This is a genomic window from Paraburkholderia sp. 35.1 (assembly GCF_050436525.1).
GTDB lineage: Bacteria > Pseudomonadota > Gammaproteobacteria > Burkholderiales > Burkholderiaceae > Paraburkholderia > Paraburkholderia tuberum.
Genome location: NZ_JBNDMJ010000003.1, coordinates 977,536 through 995,946 on the forward strand (window position 1 = coordinate 977,536; position 18,411 = coordinate 995,946).

The 18,411-nt window shown below is 65.0% G+C and carries 12 protein-coding genes; 10 read left to right on the plus strand and 2 right to left on the minus strand.

Annotation, left to right across the window (positions count from 1 at the left end):
• Positions 1-96: 96 nt before the first annotated feature.
• A complete protein-coding gene (locus OKW27_RS24510; RefSeq protein ID WP_429335133.1) occupies positions 97-1,854 on the minus strand; it encodes a cation:proton antiporter in 1,758 nt (585 codons plus the stop codon).
• Between the two features lie 214 nt (positions 1,855-2,068).
• On the opposite strand from OKW27_RS24510, the gene OKW27_RS24515 reads away from it, so the two are divergent.
• The 7 genes from OKW27_RS24515 (at position 2,069) to guaD (ending at position 12,127) form a co-directional block, all read left to right on the plus strand.
• Positions 2,069-3,448, plus strand: coding sequence for an amidase (locus OKW27_RS24515; protein WP_429335134.1), 1,380 nt, complete (start codon positions 2,069-2,071; stop codon positions 3,446-3,448).
• Between the two features lie 128 nt (positions 3,449-3,576).
• Complete coding sequence (locus OKW27_RS24520) at positions 3,577-4,086, plus strand: disulfide bond formation protein B (RefSeq protein ID WP_090801357.1); 510 nt, start codon at positions 3,577-3,579, stop codon at positions 4,084-4,086.
• Positions 4,087-4,472: 386 nt separating this feature from the next.
• Positions 4,473-6,011 (plus strand): xanthine dehydrogenase small subunit, encoded by a 1,539-nt coding sequence (xdhA, locus tag OKW27_RS24525; RefSeq protein ID WP_429335135.1) that lies wholly within the window; start codon positions 4,473-4,475, stop codon positions 6,009-6,011.
• Positions 6,011-8,500, plus strand: coding sequence for a xanthine dehydrogenase molybdopterin binding subunit (xdhB, locus tag OKW27_RS24530; RefSeq protein WP_429335136.1), 2,490 nt, complete (start codon positions 6,011-6,013; stop codon positions 8,498-8,500). Before xdhA ends, xdhB begins: the two co-directional genes overlap by 1 nt.
• Positions 8,481-9,497, plus strand: coding sequence for a xanthine dehydrogenase accessory protein XdhC (gene xdhC / locus OKW27_RS24535; protein ID WP_090801362.1), 1,017 nt, complete (start codon positions 8,481-8,483; stop codon positions 9,495-9,497). The genes xdhB and xdhC overlap by 20 nt, the downstream gene beginning before the upstream one ends.
• A 47-nt stretch (positions 9,498-9,544) precedes the next feature.
• Positions 9,545-10,594: an adenosine deaminase gene (locus OKW27_RS24540; protein ID WP_429335137.1), complete on the plus strand. Its 1,050-nt coding sequence runs from the start codon at positions 9,545-9,547 to the stop codon at positions 10,592-10,594.
• A gap of 165 nt (positions 10,595-10,759) precedes the next feature.
• Complete coding sequence (guaD, locus tag OKW27_RS24545) at positions 10,760-12,127, plus strand: guanine deaminase (RefSeq protein ID WP_429335138.1); 1,368 nt, start codon at positions 10,760-10,762, stop codon at positions 12,125-12,127.
• Between the two features lie 78 nt (positions 12,128-12,205).
• On the opposite strand, the gene OKW27_RS24550 is transcribed toward guaD, so the two are convergent.
• Positions 12,206-12,580, minus strand: coding sequence for a hypothetical protein (locus OKW27_RS24550; protein ID WP_429335139.1), 375 nt, complete (start codon positions 12,578-12,580; stop codon positions 12,206-12,208).
• 857 nt (positions 12,581-13,437) lie between these two features.
• On the opposite strand from OKW27_RS24550, the gene OKW27_RS24555 reads away from it, so the two are divergent.
• The 3 genes from OKW27_RS24555 (at position 13,438) to OKW27_RS24565 (ending at position 17,585) form a co-directional block, all read left to right on the plus strand.
• The gene (locus tag OKW27_RS24555; protein WP_429335140.1) at positions 13,438-13,752 is read left to right on the plus strand and encodes a helix-turn-helix domain-containing protein; all 315 of its coding nucleotides are present in this window, start codon (positions 13,438-13,440) and stop codon (positions 13,750-13,752) included.
• Between the two features lie 121 nt (positions 13,753-13,873).
• Positions 13,874-14,881: an AAA family ATPase gene (locus OKW27_RS24560; protein ID WP_429335141.1), complete on the plus strand. Its 1,008-nt coding sequence runs from the start codon at positions 13,874-13,876 to the stop codon at positions 14,879-14,881.
• A gap of 22 nt (positions 14,882-14,903) precedes the next feature.
• Complete coding sequence (locus OKW27_RS24565) at positions 14,904-17,585, plus strand: S8 family peptidase (RefSeq protein WP_429335142.1); 2,682 nt, start codon at positions 14,904-14,906, stop codon at positions 17,583-17,585.
• The last annotated feature ends 826 nt before the right edge of the window (positions 17,586-18,411 follow it).

Genomic DNA, 18,411 nt, shown 5'->3' on the forward strand with positions numbered 1-18,411 from the left:
AATGAATATGCCCTGATTATCCGTCAGTGCTGCAGGCCCCGCAAACCCGCACACAATTGCTCACATTGTTGCGAAGCGTTACACGACCCCGATGACTCAAGGATCCGGCCGCTCTTCGAAGGTTTCCCGCAACGCGATCTGCATCGACGCATGAATTTTCACGCACCAGCGCCACACGAGCGCGAGCAGCAGCGCGGCGCACACGAGCACCGCGACGAGCAGGCCAGTCGGCGGCAGGATGCTGCCCGACAGCGCCGCCACCAGCAGAAACACGCCGATCATCGACACGATCGGCACGAGATCGGCGATCGCGTGACGCAGCGCGCTCGTGAAGCGTCCCGCGGTGGTCGGCTGCACGCCGACTTCGGCAAGCAGCAGCGCGAGCGACTTGGTCTTGCGATACACGGCCACGAGAAACGGCAGCGAAACGACGAGCGCGACGCTCCACTGCACGACGCGTTGCAGCGGCTCGTCGTCGAGCCAGTGCGCGAGCAGCCGGCCGCTATGCGGCGCGCTATACGACACGGCGAGGAAAATGGCCACGACGAGCGCGAGATTCACCGCGATCTGCAATACGATCCGCCGCGTCATGCCGATGAGCGTCGGCTCGCCGCGCGCCGTGATCAAACTGCGCAGCCATTGCCCGTACATGCCGAACACGTTGGACAACGTGGCGGGCATCGCCTGCCCGATGCGGCGCGTGAGCGGATCGGCGACGCGGATCAGATATGGCGTCGTCAGCGTCGTCAATGCCGACACGGCGACCGCGATCGGATACAGAAACCCGCTCGTCACCTTCAACGTCAGACCGAGCGTCGCGATGATGAACGAGAACTCGCCGATCTGCGACACGGTCATGCCGACGCGCATCGAGGTGCGCGCGTCCTGCCCCGACAGAAACGTGCCGAGCCCGCACGACACGATCTTGCCGACGATCACCGCGAGCGTGATCACGGCGATCGGCCACGCGTAGTCGAGCATCACGGCTGGGTTCAGCATCAGTCCGATCGTCACGAAGAAGATCGCGGAAAACGCGTCGCGCAGCGGCGCGATCAGATGCTCGATCCGATGCAGATGGCGCGACTCGGCCATGATCGCGCCGATCAGGAACGCGCCGAGCGCGATGCTGTAATCGAGCTTGACGACCAGCAGACAGAAGCCGAAGCAGAAGCCGAGCACGGACACGAGCATCATCTCGTCGCTGCCCGTGCGCGCGACGTAGTTCAGCGCGCGCGGCACGAACAGCACGCCGACCAGCAGCGACACCGTCATGAACAGCAGCAGCTTGCCGAGCGTGACGGCCGCGAGCCCGGCCGACAGTTGCCCGGTCTGCGCGATGCCGGTCAGCAGCACGAGCATCGCGATACCGAGAATGTCCTCGACGATCAGAATGCCGAACACGAGCTGCGCGAAGCTTTCACGTTTGAGTCCGAGATCGGACAGCGCCTTCACGATGATCGTCGTGGACGAGATCGCGAGGATCGCGCCGAGGAACAGCGAGTCCATCGGAGTCCAGCCGAACGCGCTGCCGATCTCGTAGCCGATCCACAGCATCAGCACGATTTCGGACAGCGCGGCGACGATCGCCGTCGCGCCGACCTCGAACAGCTTGCGCAGGCTGAATTCGAGGCCCAGCGAAAACATCAGGAACACGACGCCCAGCTCGCCGAGCGTCTGGATCGTCTGTTCGTCGTGGATCAATTGGAACGGCGGCGTGTACGGTCCGATGATCACGCCGGCCGCGATATAGCCGAGCACCACCGGCTGCTTCAGCCGATGGAACAGCACGGTGACGACGCCGGCCAGCGCCATCACGACGGCCAGATCCTGGATGAAGCCGATACCATGGTGCATGAGCGCTTTCCTTACAAACAGTAATCTCGGAAAGCGCAGTGTAGCAAACGAACCGGCCAGCTTTTTGGCGAATTCGCGCGCCGCGCCGCGCCGCCAGTAGCAGGCCGCGCGGCCGCAAAACCTTGCTCTACAATGCGGACGGACCTTTCCCTTTGGCTCCGCACTGCCTCGCTCATGCGCCCGCGCTGCGCTCAACCGGATTTCTACCGACATCATGGCCACTGAATTCGCCCCTTTCCCGCCGCTTGCCCAGCTTGCCGCCGATCTCGCCGCCGGCCGCACGACGAGCCGCGCGCTCGTCGAAACCGCGCTGGACCGGATCGCCGATCCGGCTGGCCAGGGCGCCGCCGTCTTCATGCACGTCGACACCGACGCCGCGCGCGCCGCCGCCGACGCGCACGACCGCCTGCGCGCGGCCGGCACCGTGCTCTCGCCGCTCGCCGGGATTCCCGTGTCGGTCAAGGACCTGTTCGACATCGAAGGCCAGCCGACCCGCGCGGGCTCCGTCGTGCTCGCCGACGCGCCCGCCGCGAAGGCCGACGCGGTCGCGGTCGCGCGTCTGAAGCGGGCCGGCGCCGTGATCGTCGGGCGGACCAACATGAGCGAGTTCGCGTTTTCCGGACTCGGCCTGAATCCGCACTACGGCCATCCGCTGTCGCCGTACCGGCGCGGCGTGAAGGGCGACGAGCGGATTTCGGGCGGCTCGTCGTCGGGCGCGGCCGCATCGGTCGCCGACGGCATGGCCGCGGTCGCGCTCGGCACCGACACCGGCGGCTCGATCCGCATCCCGGCCGCCTTGTGCGGGCTGACCGGCTTCAAGCCGACCGCCGCGCGCATCCCGAAGCAGGGCGGCGTGCCGCTGTCGTCGACGCTCGATTCGTTCGGGCCGATCGGCGTGTCGGTCGCATGCTGCGCGCTGGTCGACCGGATGCTCGCCGGGCTCGAGCCGCGCATCCCGGCCGCGCGGCCGCTCGAAGGCGTGCGCCTCGGCGTGCTGACCAATTTCGTGACCGACGGCGTCGAGCCCGAAGTCGCGCGCGCGATCGATACCGCGCTCAAGCATCTGGAGGCGGCCGGCGCGATCGTCAGCGAGGTGCGCTTCGCGCCGCTCGACCGGCTGCCGGAGATCAACCGCTTCGGCTTTTCGTCGATCGAGGCGTATGCGTGGCATCGTCCGCTGCTCGACAAGCATCGCGAGCAGTACGATCCGCGCGTGCTCGTGCGCATCATGAAGGGGCAGCCGGCCAGCGCGGTCGATTATCTGGACCTCGTCGCCGAGCGCGACGCGATGCTCGACGAAGCCGCGCGCACGCTGTGGCAGCGTTTCGACGCGGTCGTCGCGCCGACCGTGCCGGTCGTGCCGCCGCGCCTCGCCGACCTGCTCGACGACGACGACGCGTTCGGCCGCACCAATGCGCTGATCCTGCGCAATCCGAGCGCGTTCAACTTCCTCGATAGCTGCGCGCTGTCGCTGCCGTGCCATCTGCGCGGCGACGCGCCGGTCGGCCTGATGCTGGCGGGCGCACCGCACGCCGACGACGCGCTGCTCGCGATCGGCCGCGCGGCCGAGGCAGTGCTGAAAGCGATCCGGTAAAGAGGGCCGGGGTTGGCTGCCCGGCGCGGTCGCCGCCGCGCCAATGTTCAGGCAATAAGTGGCGCGGCCGGGGTTCGCGCTAGAATCGCGGGCACCCGCCCTTTCGTCTCCAGACCAATCGATGATCCATGACTAACGACTCCGCAATGCTGCGCCGCGAGCGCACCCTGCTGGTTCTGCTCGGCCTGATCTGCCTCGCCCTCGTGGGCGGTGCGTTGTATCTGCAGTTCGGCCTGCGCGAAGACCCGTGCCCGCTGTGCATCATCCAGCGCTATTTCTTCCTGCTGATCGCGATCTTCGCGTTCCTCGGCGCGAGCTTCAGGCGCTGGCGCGGCGTGCGCCTGCTCGAAGTGATGGCGGCGCTGTCGGCGCTCGCCGGCATCGCGACCGCGGCGCGCCATGTGTACATCCAGGCGAATCCTGGCTTCAGCTGCGGCTTCGACGCACTGCAACCGGTGGTCGACAGCCTGCCCCCCGCGCACTGGCTGCCGAGCGTGTTCAAGGTCGCGGGCCTGTGCGAAACCGCCTATCCGCCGATTCTCGGGCTGACGCTGCCGATGTGGTCGGGCGTCGCGTTTATCGTCGCGTTCGTCGCGCTGGTGCTGAGCCTCGTGCGCAATCGCCGTCGGGTGGCCTGACGGCGGTGAAACCTGGTCGAGCGAGCTTCGAACGCCGTCTGAAGCGCCGAACTCGCCGCCAGGGCGCTTACCGATTCGCATCGCCAATGACGCCGGACTTCGTGTTGCCCATGCCGGGCACCGAAGTCCGGCGTTTTTTCTGCGCGACGTTCCGCGATCGCGCGCCGTTCCTGTCGGTCCCCGCTGCGCGCACGCAACTTCCCGCCTCGGCGCGAATCGTACCCGGATCATGACCGCCGCCGCATGAGCTTCATGCGACACGGGAAATGTTTTCGGGCCGGGGTAGTGCTATCTTCGGGTATGGATGGCGATCTACGTGCGCGAGGCCGGCTTTTTGCGACCCCATGCGTAACGCGCGCCCGGTCCGCACTGTCTTCCGATTCGCCATGACAACGCAAACCATCCGCTTCTACCACCAGGGGTCTGTCCGCGAGGTCGCGGGCGTGCCGGCGACGCGCACCGTGCTGCAGCACCTGCGCGAGGACTTACGCTGCACCGGCACCAAGGAAGGCTGCGCGGAAGGCGACTGCGGCGCATGCACGGTCGTGATCGGCGAACTCGATGCGCGCGGCGACCTCACGTTGAAGGCGGTCAACGCCTGCATCCAGTTCCTGCCGACACTCGACGGCCGCGCCCTCTTCACCGTCGAAGACCTGCGCGCCGCGAACGGCGCGCTGCATCCGGTGCAGCAGGCGCTGGTCGACTGCCACGGTTCGCAATGCGGCTTCTGCACACCCGGCTTCGTCATGTCGATGTGGGCGCTCTACGAGAACCAGCCCGTCAGCGCCGGCCTGCCGACCCGCGATGAAATCGACGCCGCGCTGTCCGGCAATCTGTGCCGCTGCACGGGCTACCGGCCGATCATCGACGCCGCGCAGAAGATGTTCGACTACGCGCAGCATCCGCGCGTCGCGCTCGACCGCGAGGCCATCGCGACCACGCTGCGCACACTGCAACGCGAAGACACGTTCGAATACAGCGCGCCCGGCATCCGCGGCGCCGCCTTCGGCTCGCCCACCTTCCACGCCCCGCTCACGCTCGACGCGTTCGCGACGCTGCGCGCGCAGCACCCGGACGCGCGCATCGTCGCGGGCAGCACCGACGTCGGCTTGTGGGTCACCAAGCAGTTCCGCGATCTCGGCGACTTGCTGTACACCGGCAACGTCGCGGAACTGAAGACGATCGCGCGCGACGCGCAAACGCTGACCATCGGTGCGGCGGTCACGCTCGAAGACGCGTACGCGGCGCTCACCGCCGACTACCCCGAACTCGCCGAACTATGGACGCGTTTCGCATCGCTGCCGATCCGCAATGCGGGCACGCTCGGCGGCAACGTCGCGAACGGCTCGCCGATCGGCGATTCGATGCCGGCGCTGCTCGCGCTCGGCGCCGACGTCGAGTTGCGCCGCGATCACACGACCCGCAACGTGCCGCTCGACGCGTTCTACCTCGGCTATCAGAAGACCACGCTCGCGGAAGGCGAATTCGTCAGCGCGCTGCGCGTGCCTCGCCCGGCTGACGCGCTGCGGTTTCGCACCTACAAGGTGGCGAAGCGTTACGACCAGGACATCTCGGCGGTGTGCGCGGCGTTTGCGCTGCACGTCGCGGAAGATGGCACGATCCGCGCGGCGCGGGTCGCGTTCGGCGGCATGGCGGCGACGCCGAAGCGGGCCGCGCATACCGAAGCCGCGCTCAACGGCGCGGCGTGGAACGAACCGACGGCCCGTCGCGCGATGGACGCGCTCGCCGCCGACTACCAGCCGCTCACCGACATGCGCGCGTCGAGCGCGTATCGGCTGAGGGTCGCGCGCAATCTGCTGTGGCGCTTCTACCTCGAAACGCGCGACGACGCGCCGCTCGCGCTCTGCGACGTGAACGCGTTCGCGTTCGAGGCCAACGCAGCCGTCGTGAAGGAGTCGCCGTGATGAACCGGACCGATGCCTTTATCGAACCCGCGGGCGCGCGTGCCGATCAACGCGAGGACGCGTCGATCGGCGTACCGCTGCCGCACGAATCCGCCGCGCTGCACGTGAGCGGCGAAGCGACCTACACGGACGACATCGCCGAGCTGCACGGCACGCTGCACGCGGCGCTCGGCCTGTCGCGCCATGCGCATGCGCGCATCGTGTCGATGGATCTCGACGCCGTGAGAAACGCGCCCGGCGTGATCGCGGTGCTGAGCGCCGACGATATCCCCGGCGAAAACAATTGCGGCCCGGTGCTGCACGACGATCCGATCCTCGCCGACGGCGAAGTGCTCTATCTCGGCCAGCCGGTCTTCGCGGTGATCGCCGAGAGCCACGAACTCGCACGTCGCGCCGCCGCGCTCGCGAAAAGCGACGACGTGATCCGCTACGAGCCGCTCGACGCGATCCTCACCGTCGCCGATGCGAAAGCCGCAAAGCAGTTCGTGCTGCCGCCACTGCATCTGCGGCGCGGCGACCCCGACGCGAAGATCGCCGCCGCGCCGCATCGACTGGCCGGCAGGTTCGAGGTCGGCGGTCAGGAGCAGTTCTATCTCGAAGGCCAGATCGCCTATGCGGTGCCGAAGGAAATGGACGGCATGCTCGTCTACAGCTCGACGCAGCATCCGAGCGAGATGCAGCAGGTCGTCGCGCACATGCTCGACTGGCCCGCGCATAACGTCGTCTGCGAATGCCGGCGCATGGGCGGCGGCTTCGGCGGCAAGGAATCGCAATCGGCGCTGTTCGCGTGCGTGGCCGCGCTTGCGGCGCAACGCCTGCGTCGCCCGGTCAAGCTGCGCGCCGATCGCGACGACGACTTTCTGATCACCGGCAAGCGCCACGATGCAGTCTACGAGTACGAAGCGGGCTTTGACGAGCAAGGCCGCCTGCTTGGCGTGCGCGTCGAAATCGCATTGCGCGCCGGCTATTCCGCGGATCTGTCCGGCGCGGTCGCGACGCGCGCGGTGTGCCACGTCGACAACGCGTACTACCTGTCCGACGTCGATATCGTCGCGCTGTGCTGCAAGACCAATACGCAGTCGAACACCGCGTTTCGCGGCTTCGGCGGACCGCAAGGCGCGCTCGTGATGGAGGTGCTGCTCGACGGCATCGCGCGCGAGCTGCGGCTCGATCCGCTCGACGTGCGGCTCGCGAATTACTACGGCGTCGGCGAACGCGATACGACGCCGTACGGACAACGCGTCGAAGACAACATCATCGCGCCGCTGACCGACGCGCTGCTAGATTCGAGTGACTACCGCGCGCGTCGCGCGGCACTCGCCGAATTCAATGCGAAGAGTCCCGTGCTCAAACGCGGCCTCGCGTTTTCGCCGGTCAAGTTCGGCATCTCGTTCAACGTGCCGTTCCTGAATCAGGCCGGCGCGCTCGTGCACGTGTACAAGGACGGCTCCGTGCTCGTCAATCACGGCGGCACCGAGATGGGCCAGGGGCTCAACACGAAAGTCGCGCAGGTGGTCGCGAATCAGTTCGGCTTGCCGTTATCGCGCGTCCGGGTGACCGCGACCGATACCTCGAAGATCGCCAACACGTCGGCGACTGCGGCCTCGACCGGCAGCGACCTGAACGGCATGGCCGCCGAAGCCGCCGCGCGGACGATCCGCGCGCGGCTCGCCGAACTCGCGGCGCGCCAGCTCGGTGGCGACGCGAACGACGTGCAGTTCGCGCGCGGCAGCGTGTCGGTGAACGGCGGCGCGCTGCCGTTCGAACAGATCGTCAACGCCGCGTATCTCGCGCGCGTGCAGTTGTGGTCGGACGGTTTCTACGCGACGCCGAAAGTGCATTGGGATGCGAAGTCGCTGACCGGTCATCCGTTCTATTACTTCGCGTATGGTGCGGCGGTGTCGGAGGTCGTCGTCGATACGCTGACCGGCGAGTGGAAGCTCCTGCGCGCGGACTTGCTGCACGACGCGGGCCAGTCGATCAATCCGGCGATCGATCTCGGCCAGATCGAAGGCGGCTTCATTCAGGGCATGGGCTGGCTCACCACTGAAGAGCTATGGTGGAGCCGCGACGGCCGCCTGATGACGCACGCGCCGTCGACGTACAAGATTCCCGCGGTCAGCGACACGCCCGCCGCGTTCCACGTTCGGCTCTACGACAACAGCAACGCCGAGCCGACCGTGTTCCGCTCGAAGGCGGTCGGCGAGCCGCCGTTGCTGCTGCCGTTTTCGGTGTTTCTCGCGATTCGCGACGCGATCGCGGCCGCAGTGCCGGGCGCGCGACATGCTCCGCCGTTGCGCGCGCCGGCGACGCCCGAGGCGATACTTGATGCGCTGGACACGTTGAGTGCGATGAACGCGTCGCAGAACGCAGATCAGACCGAAGCCGCCGCGCACCCCGATAGCACCGACACAAACACGCAACCCGCCGCGCAAACGCCCCACGCGGCCCCCCACGGAGAATCGCCGGATGCAAGCCTGGCTCACTGACCTGCAACATCTGCTCGCGCATGGCGACGCCGCCGTGCTGGTGACGGTCGCGCGCGTCGAAGGTTCGGCGCCGCGCGAAGCCGGCACGAAGATGATCGTCACGCGCGAGGCGGCCAAGCATACGATTGGCGGCGGCCACCTCGAATGGAAGGCGATCGAGACCGCGCGCCAGGTGCTGCGCGACGGCATGCGCGCGCCCCACATGCGGCGGCTCGAACGCTTCGCGCTGGGGCCGAGCCTCGGCCAGTGCTGCGGCGGCGCCGTGATCCTCGCGTTCGAGCGGCTCGACGTCGGCGATCTCGGCTGGCTCACGTCGCTCGCCAAGCGCCTCGCGGCGGGGCAATCGACGGTGCGCAGCGTATCATTCGGCCCCGCGCCGGATGCGGTGATGCTGTCCGAGCCCGAGCCCGGCATCGACGGCGCCGACTGTCTGCTGTGGGACGGCGCCGGTTTCGACGACAGCAGCGCGCTCCTGACCGAAACCATCGCGCCGGGCGAATTCGCCGTCGTGCTGTTCGGCGCCGGTCACGTCGGCGCGGCGCTCGTGCGCGTGCTGGCGACACTGCCTTGCACGGTGCGCTGGGTCGACGAGCGCGACGCGCAGTTTCCGTCGCTCGATGCGCTGCACGCGCCGAACGTGAGGATCGACGCGAACGACGCGCCCGACGAGGCGATCGATCAGGCCGCGCCGAACACGTACTTCGTCGTGATGACGCACAACCACGCGCGCGATCTCGAACTGGCCGAACGCATCCTGCGGCGCGGCGACTTCGCGTTCTTCGGCATGATCGGCTCGCATACCAAGCGCAAGCAGTTCGAGCATCGGCTCGCGGCTCGCGGCATCGATCCGGCGCGGATCGCGCGGATGAAATGTCCGCTCGGCGTCGACGGCATCGTCGACAAGTCGCCCGAGGTCATCGCGATCTCGGCGGCCGCGCAGGTGTTGCAGGCCGTCGAGGCGAACGCGGGTGCGCGCCACCCGACGCAGGCGGTTTGATACGCGGCCGGCGCCACTCGTTACCCAACACACAATTCCAAACCACGATGAACCCGACAACCGCTACCCCTGTTTCCCCCGTTACGCTCGCCGACAAAACCGCGCGCGCACCGAAGGCCGAGCTGCATATCCACATCGAAGGCTCGCTCGAACCCGAGCTGATTTTCGCGCTCGCGCAACGCAACGGCGTGAAGCTCGCCTACGACTCGGTGGAAGCCTTGCGCGCCGCCTATGCGTTCACCGACCTGCAATCGTTCCTCGACATCTACTACGCGGGCGCGAGCGTGCTGCTGCACGAGCAGGACTTTTACGACATGACGATGGCCTACGTCGAGCGCTGTCTCGCCGACAACGTCGTGCATAGCGAAATCTTCTTCGACCCGCAGACGCATACCGAGCGCGGCGTGCGGATCGCGACCGTCGTGGCCGGCATCGAACGCGCGCTCGCCGACGCGGAGAAGCGCGGCATGTCGAGCAAGCTGATCCTGTGTTTCCTGCGCCATCTGTCCGAGGACGATGCGCTCGCCACCTTCGACGAAGCGCTGCCGCTGTTCGAGCAGTACGAGCATCGGCTGATCGGCGTGGGGCTCGATTCGTCGGAACGCGGCCATCCGCCGTCGAAGTTCGAGCGCGTGTTCGCGAAGGCGCGCGCGCTCGGTCTGAAGCTCGTCGCGCATGCGGGCGAGGAAGGCCCGCCGTCCTACATCTACGAGGCGCTCGACGTGCTGAAGGTCGACCGCGTCGATCACGGCGTGCGCAGCATCGAGGACCCCGCGCTCGTCACGCGTCTCGCCGATACGCGCGTCGCGCTGACCGTGTGCCCGCTGTCGAACCTGAAGCTGTGCGTGTTCGACGACCTGACCAGGCACACGCTGAAAGACCTGCTCGATCGCGGCGTCGCGGTGACCGTCAATTCCGACGATCCGGCCTATTTCGGCGGCTACGTGAACGCAAACTATCTGGCGACGATCGACGCGCTGAAGCTCGACGACGCCGAGGTCTACACGATCATCCGCAACGGCTTCGAGGCGTCGTTCGTGACGCCCGAGGAACGCGCCATGCTGATCGCTAAGCTCGACGCGTATTGGCGGCACTGAGTGGCGGCACTGAGCCGCGCGCCGACGGATTTCAACTGACGGGCCTCGACCGACGCCGGCGGCCGGCGGCTTCGCTTCGTTCGGGCAAACGGCAACGACCCGAACCGGGAAGCCGCTGCCGCTGCCTGCGCCGCCCAGCTTTCAACATTCGGAGACAGCTTTTCCATGACTGAATCGGCTCATACCGCGCAAGCGGCGGCGCAAGCGGCATTCCGCGCCCCTCTGCTGACCTTCAACGGCGATCCGGCGCACGCGCCGAACGCCGTGGTGTTTCACGAGGACGGTCTCCTGATCGTGGAAGACGGCCGCGTCGTCGCGGCGGACGCGTATGCGGCGCTCGCGTCGCGGCTCGCGCCCGGCACGCAGGTCGTGGAGCGGCGCGACAAGCTGATCGTGCCGGGCTTCATCGATACCCACATCCACTATCCGCAGACCGACATGATCGCGTCGCCGGCGCCGGGTCTGCTGCCGTGGCTCGACACGTACACGTTCCCAACCGAGCGCCGCTTCGCCGACATCGCGCACGCCCGCGACACGGCGAGCTTTTTCCTCGACGAACTGCTCGCCTGCGGCACGACGACCGCGCTCGTGTACTGCACGGTGCACAAGGAATCCGCCGACGCCCTCTTCGCCGCGAGCGAAGCGCGCAATCTGCGCATGGTCGCGGGCAAGGTGCTGATGGACCGCCACTGCCCCGCGTTCCTGCGCGACACCGCGCAATCGGGATACGACGACAGCGCCGAGCTGATCGGCCGCTGGCACGATCGCGGCCGCCAGATGTACGCGCTGACGCCGCGCTTCGCGCCGACCTCGACCGAGGCGCAGCTCGAAGCATGCGGCGCGCTCGCGCGGCTGCATCCGGACGTGTTCGTTCAGAGCCACGTCGCCGAGAACACCGACGAGGTGAAATGGGTCGCCGAGCTATTCCCCGGCCACCGCAGCTATCTCGACATCTACGATCACTATGGGCTCTTGCGCCGTCGCGCGGTGTACGGCCATTGCATCTACCTCGACGACGAGGACCGCAAGCGCATGGCGCAAACCGGCGCGCTCGCCTCGCACTGTCCGACCTCGAACCTGTTCCTCGGCAGCGGCCTGTTCGACTTCGACAAGGCCGACTCGGCCGGCATGCCGATCGCGCTCGCGACCGATGTCGGCGGCGGCACGTCGTTCTCGATGCTGCAGACGATGAACGAAGCGCACAAGGTTGCGCGCCTCGGCGGCCATCATCTGACGGCGACGCGCATGTTCTATCTCGCGACCGCCGGCGCGGCCGAAGCGCTCGATCTCGGCGACAAGATCGGCACGCTGAGGGACGGCTCGGAAGCAGACTTCGTCGTGCTCGATCCGCAGGCGACGCCGCTGCTCGCGCGCCGCACCGCGCGGCGCGAATCGCTCGAGGAGCTGCTGTTCGCATTCGCGCTGCTCGGTGACGATCGCGCCGTGTATGAAACGTATGCGGCCGGCAAGTGCGTGCATCGCCGCGACGACGCGCGCCGGCGCGTGCCGGGGCGCGCGAAGATCGCGGCTTGACACCAGCTTCGGTTGAGACGCCCCAGTTGCAGAAGAAACGCTAGTGCGCGTCCTGGTCCGCGAGTGCTCACAAATTGGCTATTCAGTGTCAATTTCGAGCGTCTCAAATTCGACGGCAATCTCAGCGCCAACTGTTGAGAAAACGTATGCGATATGGTCGGCACGGCGCTTTCCAAAATGCGCGGATTTCTTGAGTACCTCGATTGCCGCGGCGTATGCCTCATCACCGGGTTTCAACACCTCAATCGAATTGACGATGTTCAACAATCCACCATCAATGATGCTTGCTCGCGTCACTCCAAGAAAGGTAACGGTCGCGCGCCGGCTCTCATCGTACAACCCAAGTGTTAGTACGTTTGGTGTATCGGCGCCACCTTCCTTGCTGGTCGCAATCGCATCCAGGTACCAGTCATGAAAACCGCCGAACTGTTCTAGTGCATCTGTGATGGTCATGGTGGCTTGTCCTATGGAAGTATGCTCTACCCACAAAGTGCAAGCGTATCCTTTGCAACAGAGCCGGCGTCCAGTCGGCTTTGTTGCATCTGGACGCTACTTTTGAAGGTCCCTGTTCGACCCGCTCCGGTCAGATAACTTCCTCGAAACCGGTCAGTCAACCAAATTCAGGTTTTGCTAACTGGAATGCCAATAAGCGGCCGTTGACGACCTCACCCAATCGGCCAATACCTGCCACTGAACCATCCCATAGGACGGTCATTCGAACGGCTGTTCAATCATGAAAGCAGACAAGCGAACTCCCGTGTACGCTGTTGATGGCTGCGCTCACGCATGCCAGATCAAGGTCGCTTGATCGTTGTCTCAGCGGCGAGCCTGAAGCCAAGTTGCTCGTAGAAACGACGAGCACCATTTCCTTGAAGAACGCTCCAGGAAACTGTCCCCCACGCCTCGTTTCTGTCGACATCTCAAGCGTAATCGCTTCGCCGATTTCTCCTGATGCCCCGGCAATATCTGGATTTGACGAAGCTATGATCTAGCGCTCGCGTGGCTCGCCTATGGCGTCAGTGTCAATGCCGATGACTTTCGCCGGCGCGCTAGCTGGAGCCCCCATTTCGACGTCGCACGACGCCTGCCGGTGCCCGAGAGCCACTCTCGTAGCAAACGGCTGAAGCCAACGCCTGTCCGCCATGCTGAGGTAGATGACCAAAGGACTGACGAAACTCGACGCGACGGACATCTGGCATCGCGTGGTCATGGGAAACTGAGTTTTCGGTCCAGTAGCACTGAGTGCTATACTTATAAAGTACGGAGTGTTATTTGGCTGCGTACCGATAAGGGGATAAAGCGAGGTCTCAATGCACAAGACAAGGTCACCCGTTATCGAAGCTGCGCGTGAAACGGCCAAAGGCCTGCACAAGGCAAATGGACTAGATCAGATCACGCTACGCGAATTCGATCCGCTCTGGCTACCACCAGTAGAGCCCTTGGAGCCTGCCGAGATCAAACGCATCCGTGAAGGCGCGCATGTCAGCCAGGCGGTTTTCGCGCGCCTACTCAACACAAGTCTATCGACAGTTCAGAAGTGGGAGATCGGTCAGAAGAAGCCAGCAGGCACGGCACTCAAGTTGCTGCACCTGGTTCAAAAGCGCGGCCTAGAGGTCATCGCGTGACTGCGGGGCTCCCACAACGCCGGGTCAGGGCGCAAACGTACAATCCGGCCTGTAGCCATCGAGTGCAGCCTGTTGGTGTGTTAGCACTTATCCGACGGCTGGCCAGAAAGGGTGAAATCGCATGAATGCCGATATTCTGAAGAGAGTGGTACGAGCCATCGCCGATGGTTCGCAAACGGACCTAGACCGGCTGGCCGGCAAGATCGTCGAAGCGGAACGCAAAACCGGGCACGTCCGGCTTGCCGAACAGCTTGAGGCTATCCTGAAGCAGCCCAAGCCCAAGCGGCCTGCCGCGCCGCTGTCGACGCCCGACGTTGATCGCACGCTTAAAGAGCTTCCGTTAAGCCGGCGCCATGGCGAGAGTCTGGCCACCCTGATACCGCACGATCAGCTTGAACATCACATGGTGCTGCCTGAAGTGGTCGAGCAACGCTTCGCGCGCATCGAAGCGGAGTACGCTGCTCGCGATCGGCTTCGCACCTTCGGGCTCAGGCCTCGCAAGACTGTATTGCTTTACGGCCCTCCGGGCTGCGGCAAATCCCTAGGGGCTAAGCGGCTCGCTTGGAACACGGGCTTGCCGCTGATGAAGGTGCGCTTCGACGTTCTGATCTCTTCGTTCTTCGGAGAGTCGGCTCAGAACCTGCGATCGATCTTCAGCAGTGCCCGAGAGAAGCCATGCGTGCTGCTGCTCGACGAATGCGACTTCATCGCACGATCGCGCACGGCCTCCAAAGACATCGGCGAGGTTTCACGCATCGTCAACTCGCTGCTGCAATTGATGGAGGAGTACGACGCACCCGGCTTGCTTGTGGCGACAACGAACTTGGAGTCAGCTTTGGACCCTGCGCTTTTTAGGCGCTTCGACGATGTCTTCTCCATCCCGTTGCCAGGCGCAGCCGAGGTTGAAAAGCTCCTGAAACTGACGTTATCCAGTGTGTGGCTGGACAGGTCCATCGCTTGGGAGCCGTTGATAGCCAAGCTCGAAGGTGCATCGGCAGCGATGGTCGTGAAGGCGGCCCAGGACGCCGCGAAGGCCGCCGTGCTGGCCGGCCGTAAATCCTTGTCGCAAGACAAGCTCCTGAAGGCCGTCGAAGAACTGCAACGGCACGACGCAGCGCAGAGGGCGTAATCCATGCCGGGAGCGCACAACTTTGAACACCTTCCCCCTACTCCTTCGCTATCAAGGCAGGGCGCGCCTGCGCGGGGGCGGCGACCCTTCGCCGCAAACGCTAGCCAACAAAGGTGTGCAGCGCCAAGCGCACAGCGCCGCGCTCGACGCGGCGGCCCAAGCGCTCAGCGCGAATTGGCAGGCACGCAAGGCACAACGCCAGGCCGTCGGGCAGACCTTGCCGGACATCCCAGCAGGCATTCCCATCCTACTGCAGATTGACACCGGCCTCGACCTCGACGCCCTCCGGGCCAAGTTTGAGTTTGAGATCGTAGCGGAGCAGGAAGAAGGCTATGTGATCGTGGCGTCTGAAGACATTCAGCTCGCCGCGTTCCGGACCATGGTCCAAGGCTTTGCCGTCACAGTGCACGGCTCGGCGACCATCGCCGAAGTCCACATGCTGTTCGACGACCCCAACCAAACAGACCGGCTGGGCCGCATCCTTTCCGAACATCTCATGGCGTCATGGGGCAATATCGACGACGATCAGCTCTACATCGTCGATATCGGCATCGCCTGCGCCGGCACCCAGGAGATTCCTCCTCGCCCTACCCGCGGCAAGCGTGCGACGGACGCGCAATGGGCGGCGAAAGAGTTCGAGTGGTCGGAAAAGCGTACCAGCGCCTATAACGAGTGGGACGACATCAAGATCGAACGCGAGACTTCCATTCAGAGGTTCACCGAGTTCTACCAAGCAGAAATTCTGCATCTTACCGACAGCGCTGATTTCGATGCAGGCGTTCTCCCTGACAGCTTCACGGTCAGGCTGAAGATCTCGGGGAGCGGGCTCAAGGATTTCGTCCTCAACTACCCCTACATCTTCGAGGTCGTAGAGCCGGAAGACATCGCTCTTCCCCAGCACCAAGGCCAGCAGGGCGTACAAGCGGAGCCGGCAGTGACGCCGGTCGCCCCCGACGCGGACGCGCCCACCGTCTGTGTCATCGACAGCGGCATTCAAGAAGCCCATGTCCTGCTTCAGCCCGGCATTGACCAAGCCACTTCCCATTGCTTTCTGCCGGGCGAAGCCCCAACGGCCATCGCGGATGAAGTCGCGCCGGGCGGACATGGCACACGCATCGCAGGCGCGGTGCTGTACGGCGAGGACGTGCCAGCCGAAGGTGCACCTCAGTTACCGTTTTGGATTCAAAACGCCCGCGTGCTGGACGCACAGAACGCGATGCCCGTCGAGTTGTTCCCTCCAGAGGCGCTTCGCAAGGCCGTAGAGCGCTTCAACGATGGCCCTCGCCAGACTCGCATCTTTAACCACTCGATCAATGCGCGTGGCTACTGCCGCACGCGCTACATGTCCTCTTGGGCCGGAGAGATTGACCAGTTGTGCAACGAGCGGGACATTCTCGTCGTGCAAAGCGCCGGCAATCTGCCGCTGCAGGGCACGTCCCCCTTTCTCGGCATCGCCGACCACCTGAGTGCCGGCCGGGACTATCCTGCGTATCTCGAAGAAAACGCGGCTCGCATTGCCAATCCCGGCCAGAGCCTGCAGGCGCTGACCGTCGGATCAATCGCTTACGATACCGCCGAATTGGGCGCATGGCGGACTTTCGCCACACAGCCCGCAGGCCCCTCGGCGTTTTCGCGGTCTGGTCCAGGCATCTGGAACGTCATCAAGCCCGAGGTCGTCGAGTATGGCGGTGACGCCGTTCGGACGAACAACGCGCCGCCCGACATCCAGGCCGGCGGCCGCATCCCCACGGCTTGTCCCAACCTCGTCCGGTCAACGCTGCATGGGCCCGGGCCTGCAGCGGATCGCGATGCCGCCGGCACGTCCTACGCGACGCCCAAGGTGGCGCGCATTGCGGCCCAGATCCAGCGCGTATTGCCCGCGGAACCTGCGCTGCTGTATCGCGCCCTCGTTGTGCAATCGGCACAATGGCCGACTTGGGCTGACGACATCTTGTCGCGTCTGCGTAATCCACCGCAGAACATGCCCCAAGCGGAAAAGCAGGCCTTGTTCGCCGCAGCGTCAAGCGCCTTCCGATGCCTGGGCTTTGGCATACCGGACGAAGCGCGGGCCACCACGAACACGGATCACCGAACGACGCTCATCACGAGCAGAGACACTGAGATTCACGCTGGCGAATGCCACATTTATCAGGTGCCGATTCCGGCCGAGTTGCGCGGGCAGGCCGATGAATTCGACATCCGCGTCGATGTGACGCTCTCCTACGTCGCGCAGCCGCGGCGCACGAGACGCAATCTGCGTCGCTATCTTTCGACATGGGTCGATTGGAAGGCCAGCAAGCTGGGCGAAGGGCTGCACGACTTCCGGGTGCGTGCCATGAAGGACGCGACGAACGGCGAGGCACCGTTGCCTGGCTCGACGCTGCCTTGGGTGCTGCACGACAAGCCGCAGGACGGTCTAATTAGGGACTTCAAGCGCAACAGCGGGACAGTGCAAAAGGACTGGGCCGTCGTTCGCTCGAATAGCTTGCCCGACCACTTCTGCATCGCTGTGGTCGGCCATCAAGGCTGGAGCTATGACCCGGACTCGACTGCGCGCTACGTGCTCGCGGTGACCTTCGAGATCTTGGGAGGCGAAATCACGATTTACGAACCGCTGCGTGCGGCGATCGCTGAACTTCAAGCTCAAACCGAGGCCGAGATTGAGGCCGACGAAGTGGAAGTGGAAATCGAAGCGACCGAATGATGCACGGGCACAGCACCGAATCGGGAGGCAGAGCTGGTTGACGTCAAGAGAAGTGTCTGTCTAGCAAAAGGCTGAGCGCCCCGACCGCTTGGGCAAGCTCTATGACACCTTGGACCGCGCGCACGACACCGTCGAACAAGGACGATTACGAGCCAAGTCAAGTACATGACCAAATGACGCATGTGCTCTGCAAGCGGTCATTCTATTGGCGTTGACTCAAACGGCTGCTCCGGGTCGGGCCGCGTCAGTCCGCTCTTCGAACTCATCGCTGGAAAGCGGCCAGTGGAATTCCGCTGCTTGAAAGCGGCCAGTCGGCAGGGCGTACTCCCGACCCTTAGCTGCCTCTCGACCCGGGGCGACCTCAGCGACCGCTTCCCTGGGCGGATTCAAGCTGTCACTGCGGGGCCAATGTGGATGGGCAAGCCTATGGACGGCTGGGTGTCGATCGAATAGGCGATACCTAGACACTATGGCAGGCTGTGCCCAGTACCCGTCGATCATTTCCGGCCCCGGGACATAGGCGCGCAAGATCAGTTCGAACCTGCGCTTACGGGGCCCCGCGCGCAGAAGGGTCGTAGGTTCTCTCGTCTCTTGAGGGCAGGAAAAGTATTTGTCGCTTGGGGCACGAAACGCAGTTAACAGGCCTTACAACGCGGGTCCCGCACGAAGAGGAAGAAAAGTAACACGCTGCGATCCGCACGCGGCGCGGCGCGGTCGGTGACGACTGCTTCCAAGCCCCTTATGTGTTTGGCGCACCGTTGTTCCACCGTTGTTCCGAAATTGATTGACAACCCGCGGTGGCGCTCCTAAGATCCATGCCGCGGAA

What these genes read in the sequence shown, in the direction of transcription:
- OKW27_RS24510 (WP_429335133.1), bottom strand. Translation starts at nt 1,854, where the DNA reads ATGCACCATGGTATCGGCTTCATCCAGGATCTGGCCGTCGTGATGGCG.
- OKW27_RS24515 (WP_429335134.1), top strand. Translation starts at nt 2,069, where the DNA reads ATGGCCACTGAATTCGCCCCTTTCCCGCCGCTTGCCCAGCTTGCCGCC.
- OKW27_RS24520 (WP_090801357.1), top strand. Translation starts at nt 3,577, where the DNA reads ATGACTAACGACTCCGCAATGCTGCGCCGCGAGCGCACCCTGCTGGTT.
- xdhA (WP_429335135.1), top strand. Translation starts at nt 4,473, where the DNA reads ATGACAACGCAAACCATCCGCTTCTACCACCAGGGGTCTGTCCGCGAG.
- xdhB (WP_429335136.1), top strand. Translation starts at nt 6,011, where the DNA reads ATGAACCGGACCGATGCCTTTATCGAACCCGCGGGCGCGCGTGCCGAT.
- xdhC (WP_090801362.1), top strand. Translation starts at nt 8,481, where the DNA reads ATGCAAGCCTGGCTCACTGACCTGCAACATCTGCTCGCGCATGGCGAC.
- OKW27_RS24540 (WP_429335137.1), top strand. Translation starts at nt 9,545, where the DNA reads ATGAACCCGACAACCGCTACCCCTGTTTCCCCCGTTACGCTCGCCGAC.
- guaD (WP_429335138.1), top strand. Translation starts at nt 10,760, where the DNA reads ATGACTGAATCGGCTCATACCGCGCAAGCGGCGGCGCAAGCGGCATTC.
- OKW27_RS24550 (WP_429335139.1), bottom strand. Translation starts at nt 12,580, where the DNA reads ATGACCATCACAGATGCACTAGAACAGTTCGGCGGTTTTCATGACTGG.
- OKW27_RS24555 (WP_429335140.1), top strand. Translation starts at nt 13,438, where the DNA reads ATGCACAAGACAAGGTCACCCGTTATCGAAGCTGCGCGTGAAACGGCC.
- OKW27_RS24560 (WP_429335141.1), top strand. Translation starts at nt 13,874, where the DNA reads ATGAATGCCGATATTCTGAAGAGAGTGGTACGAGCCATCGCCGATGGT.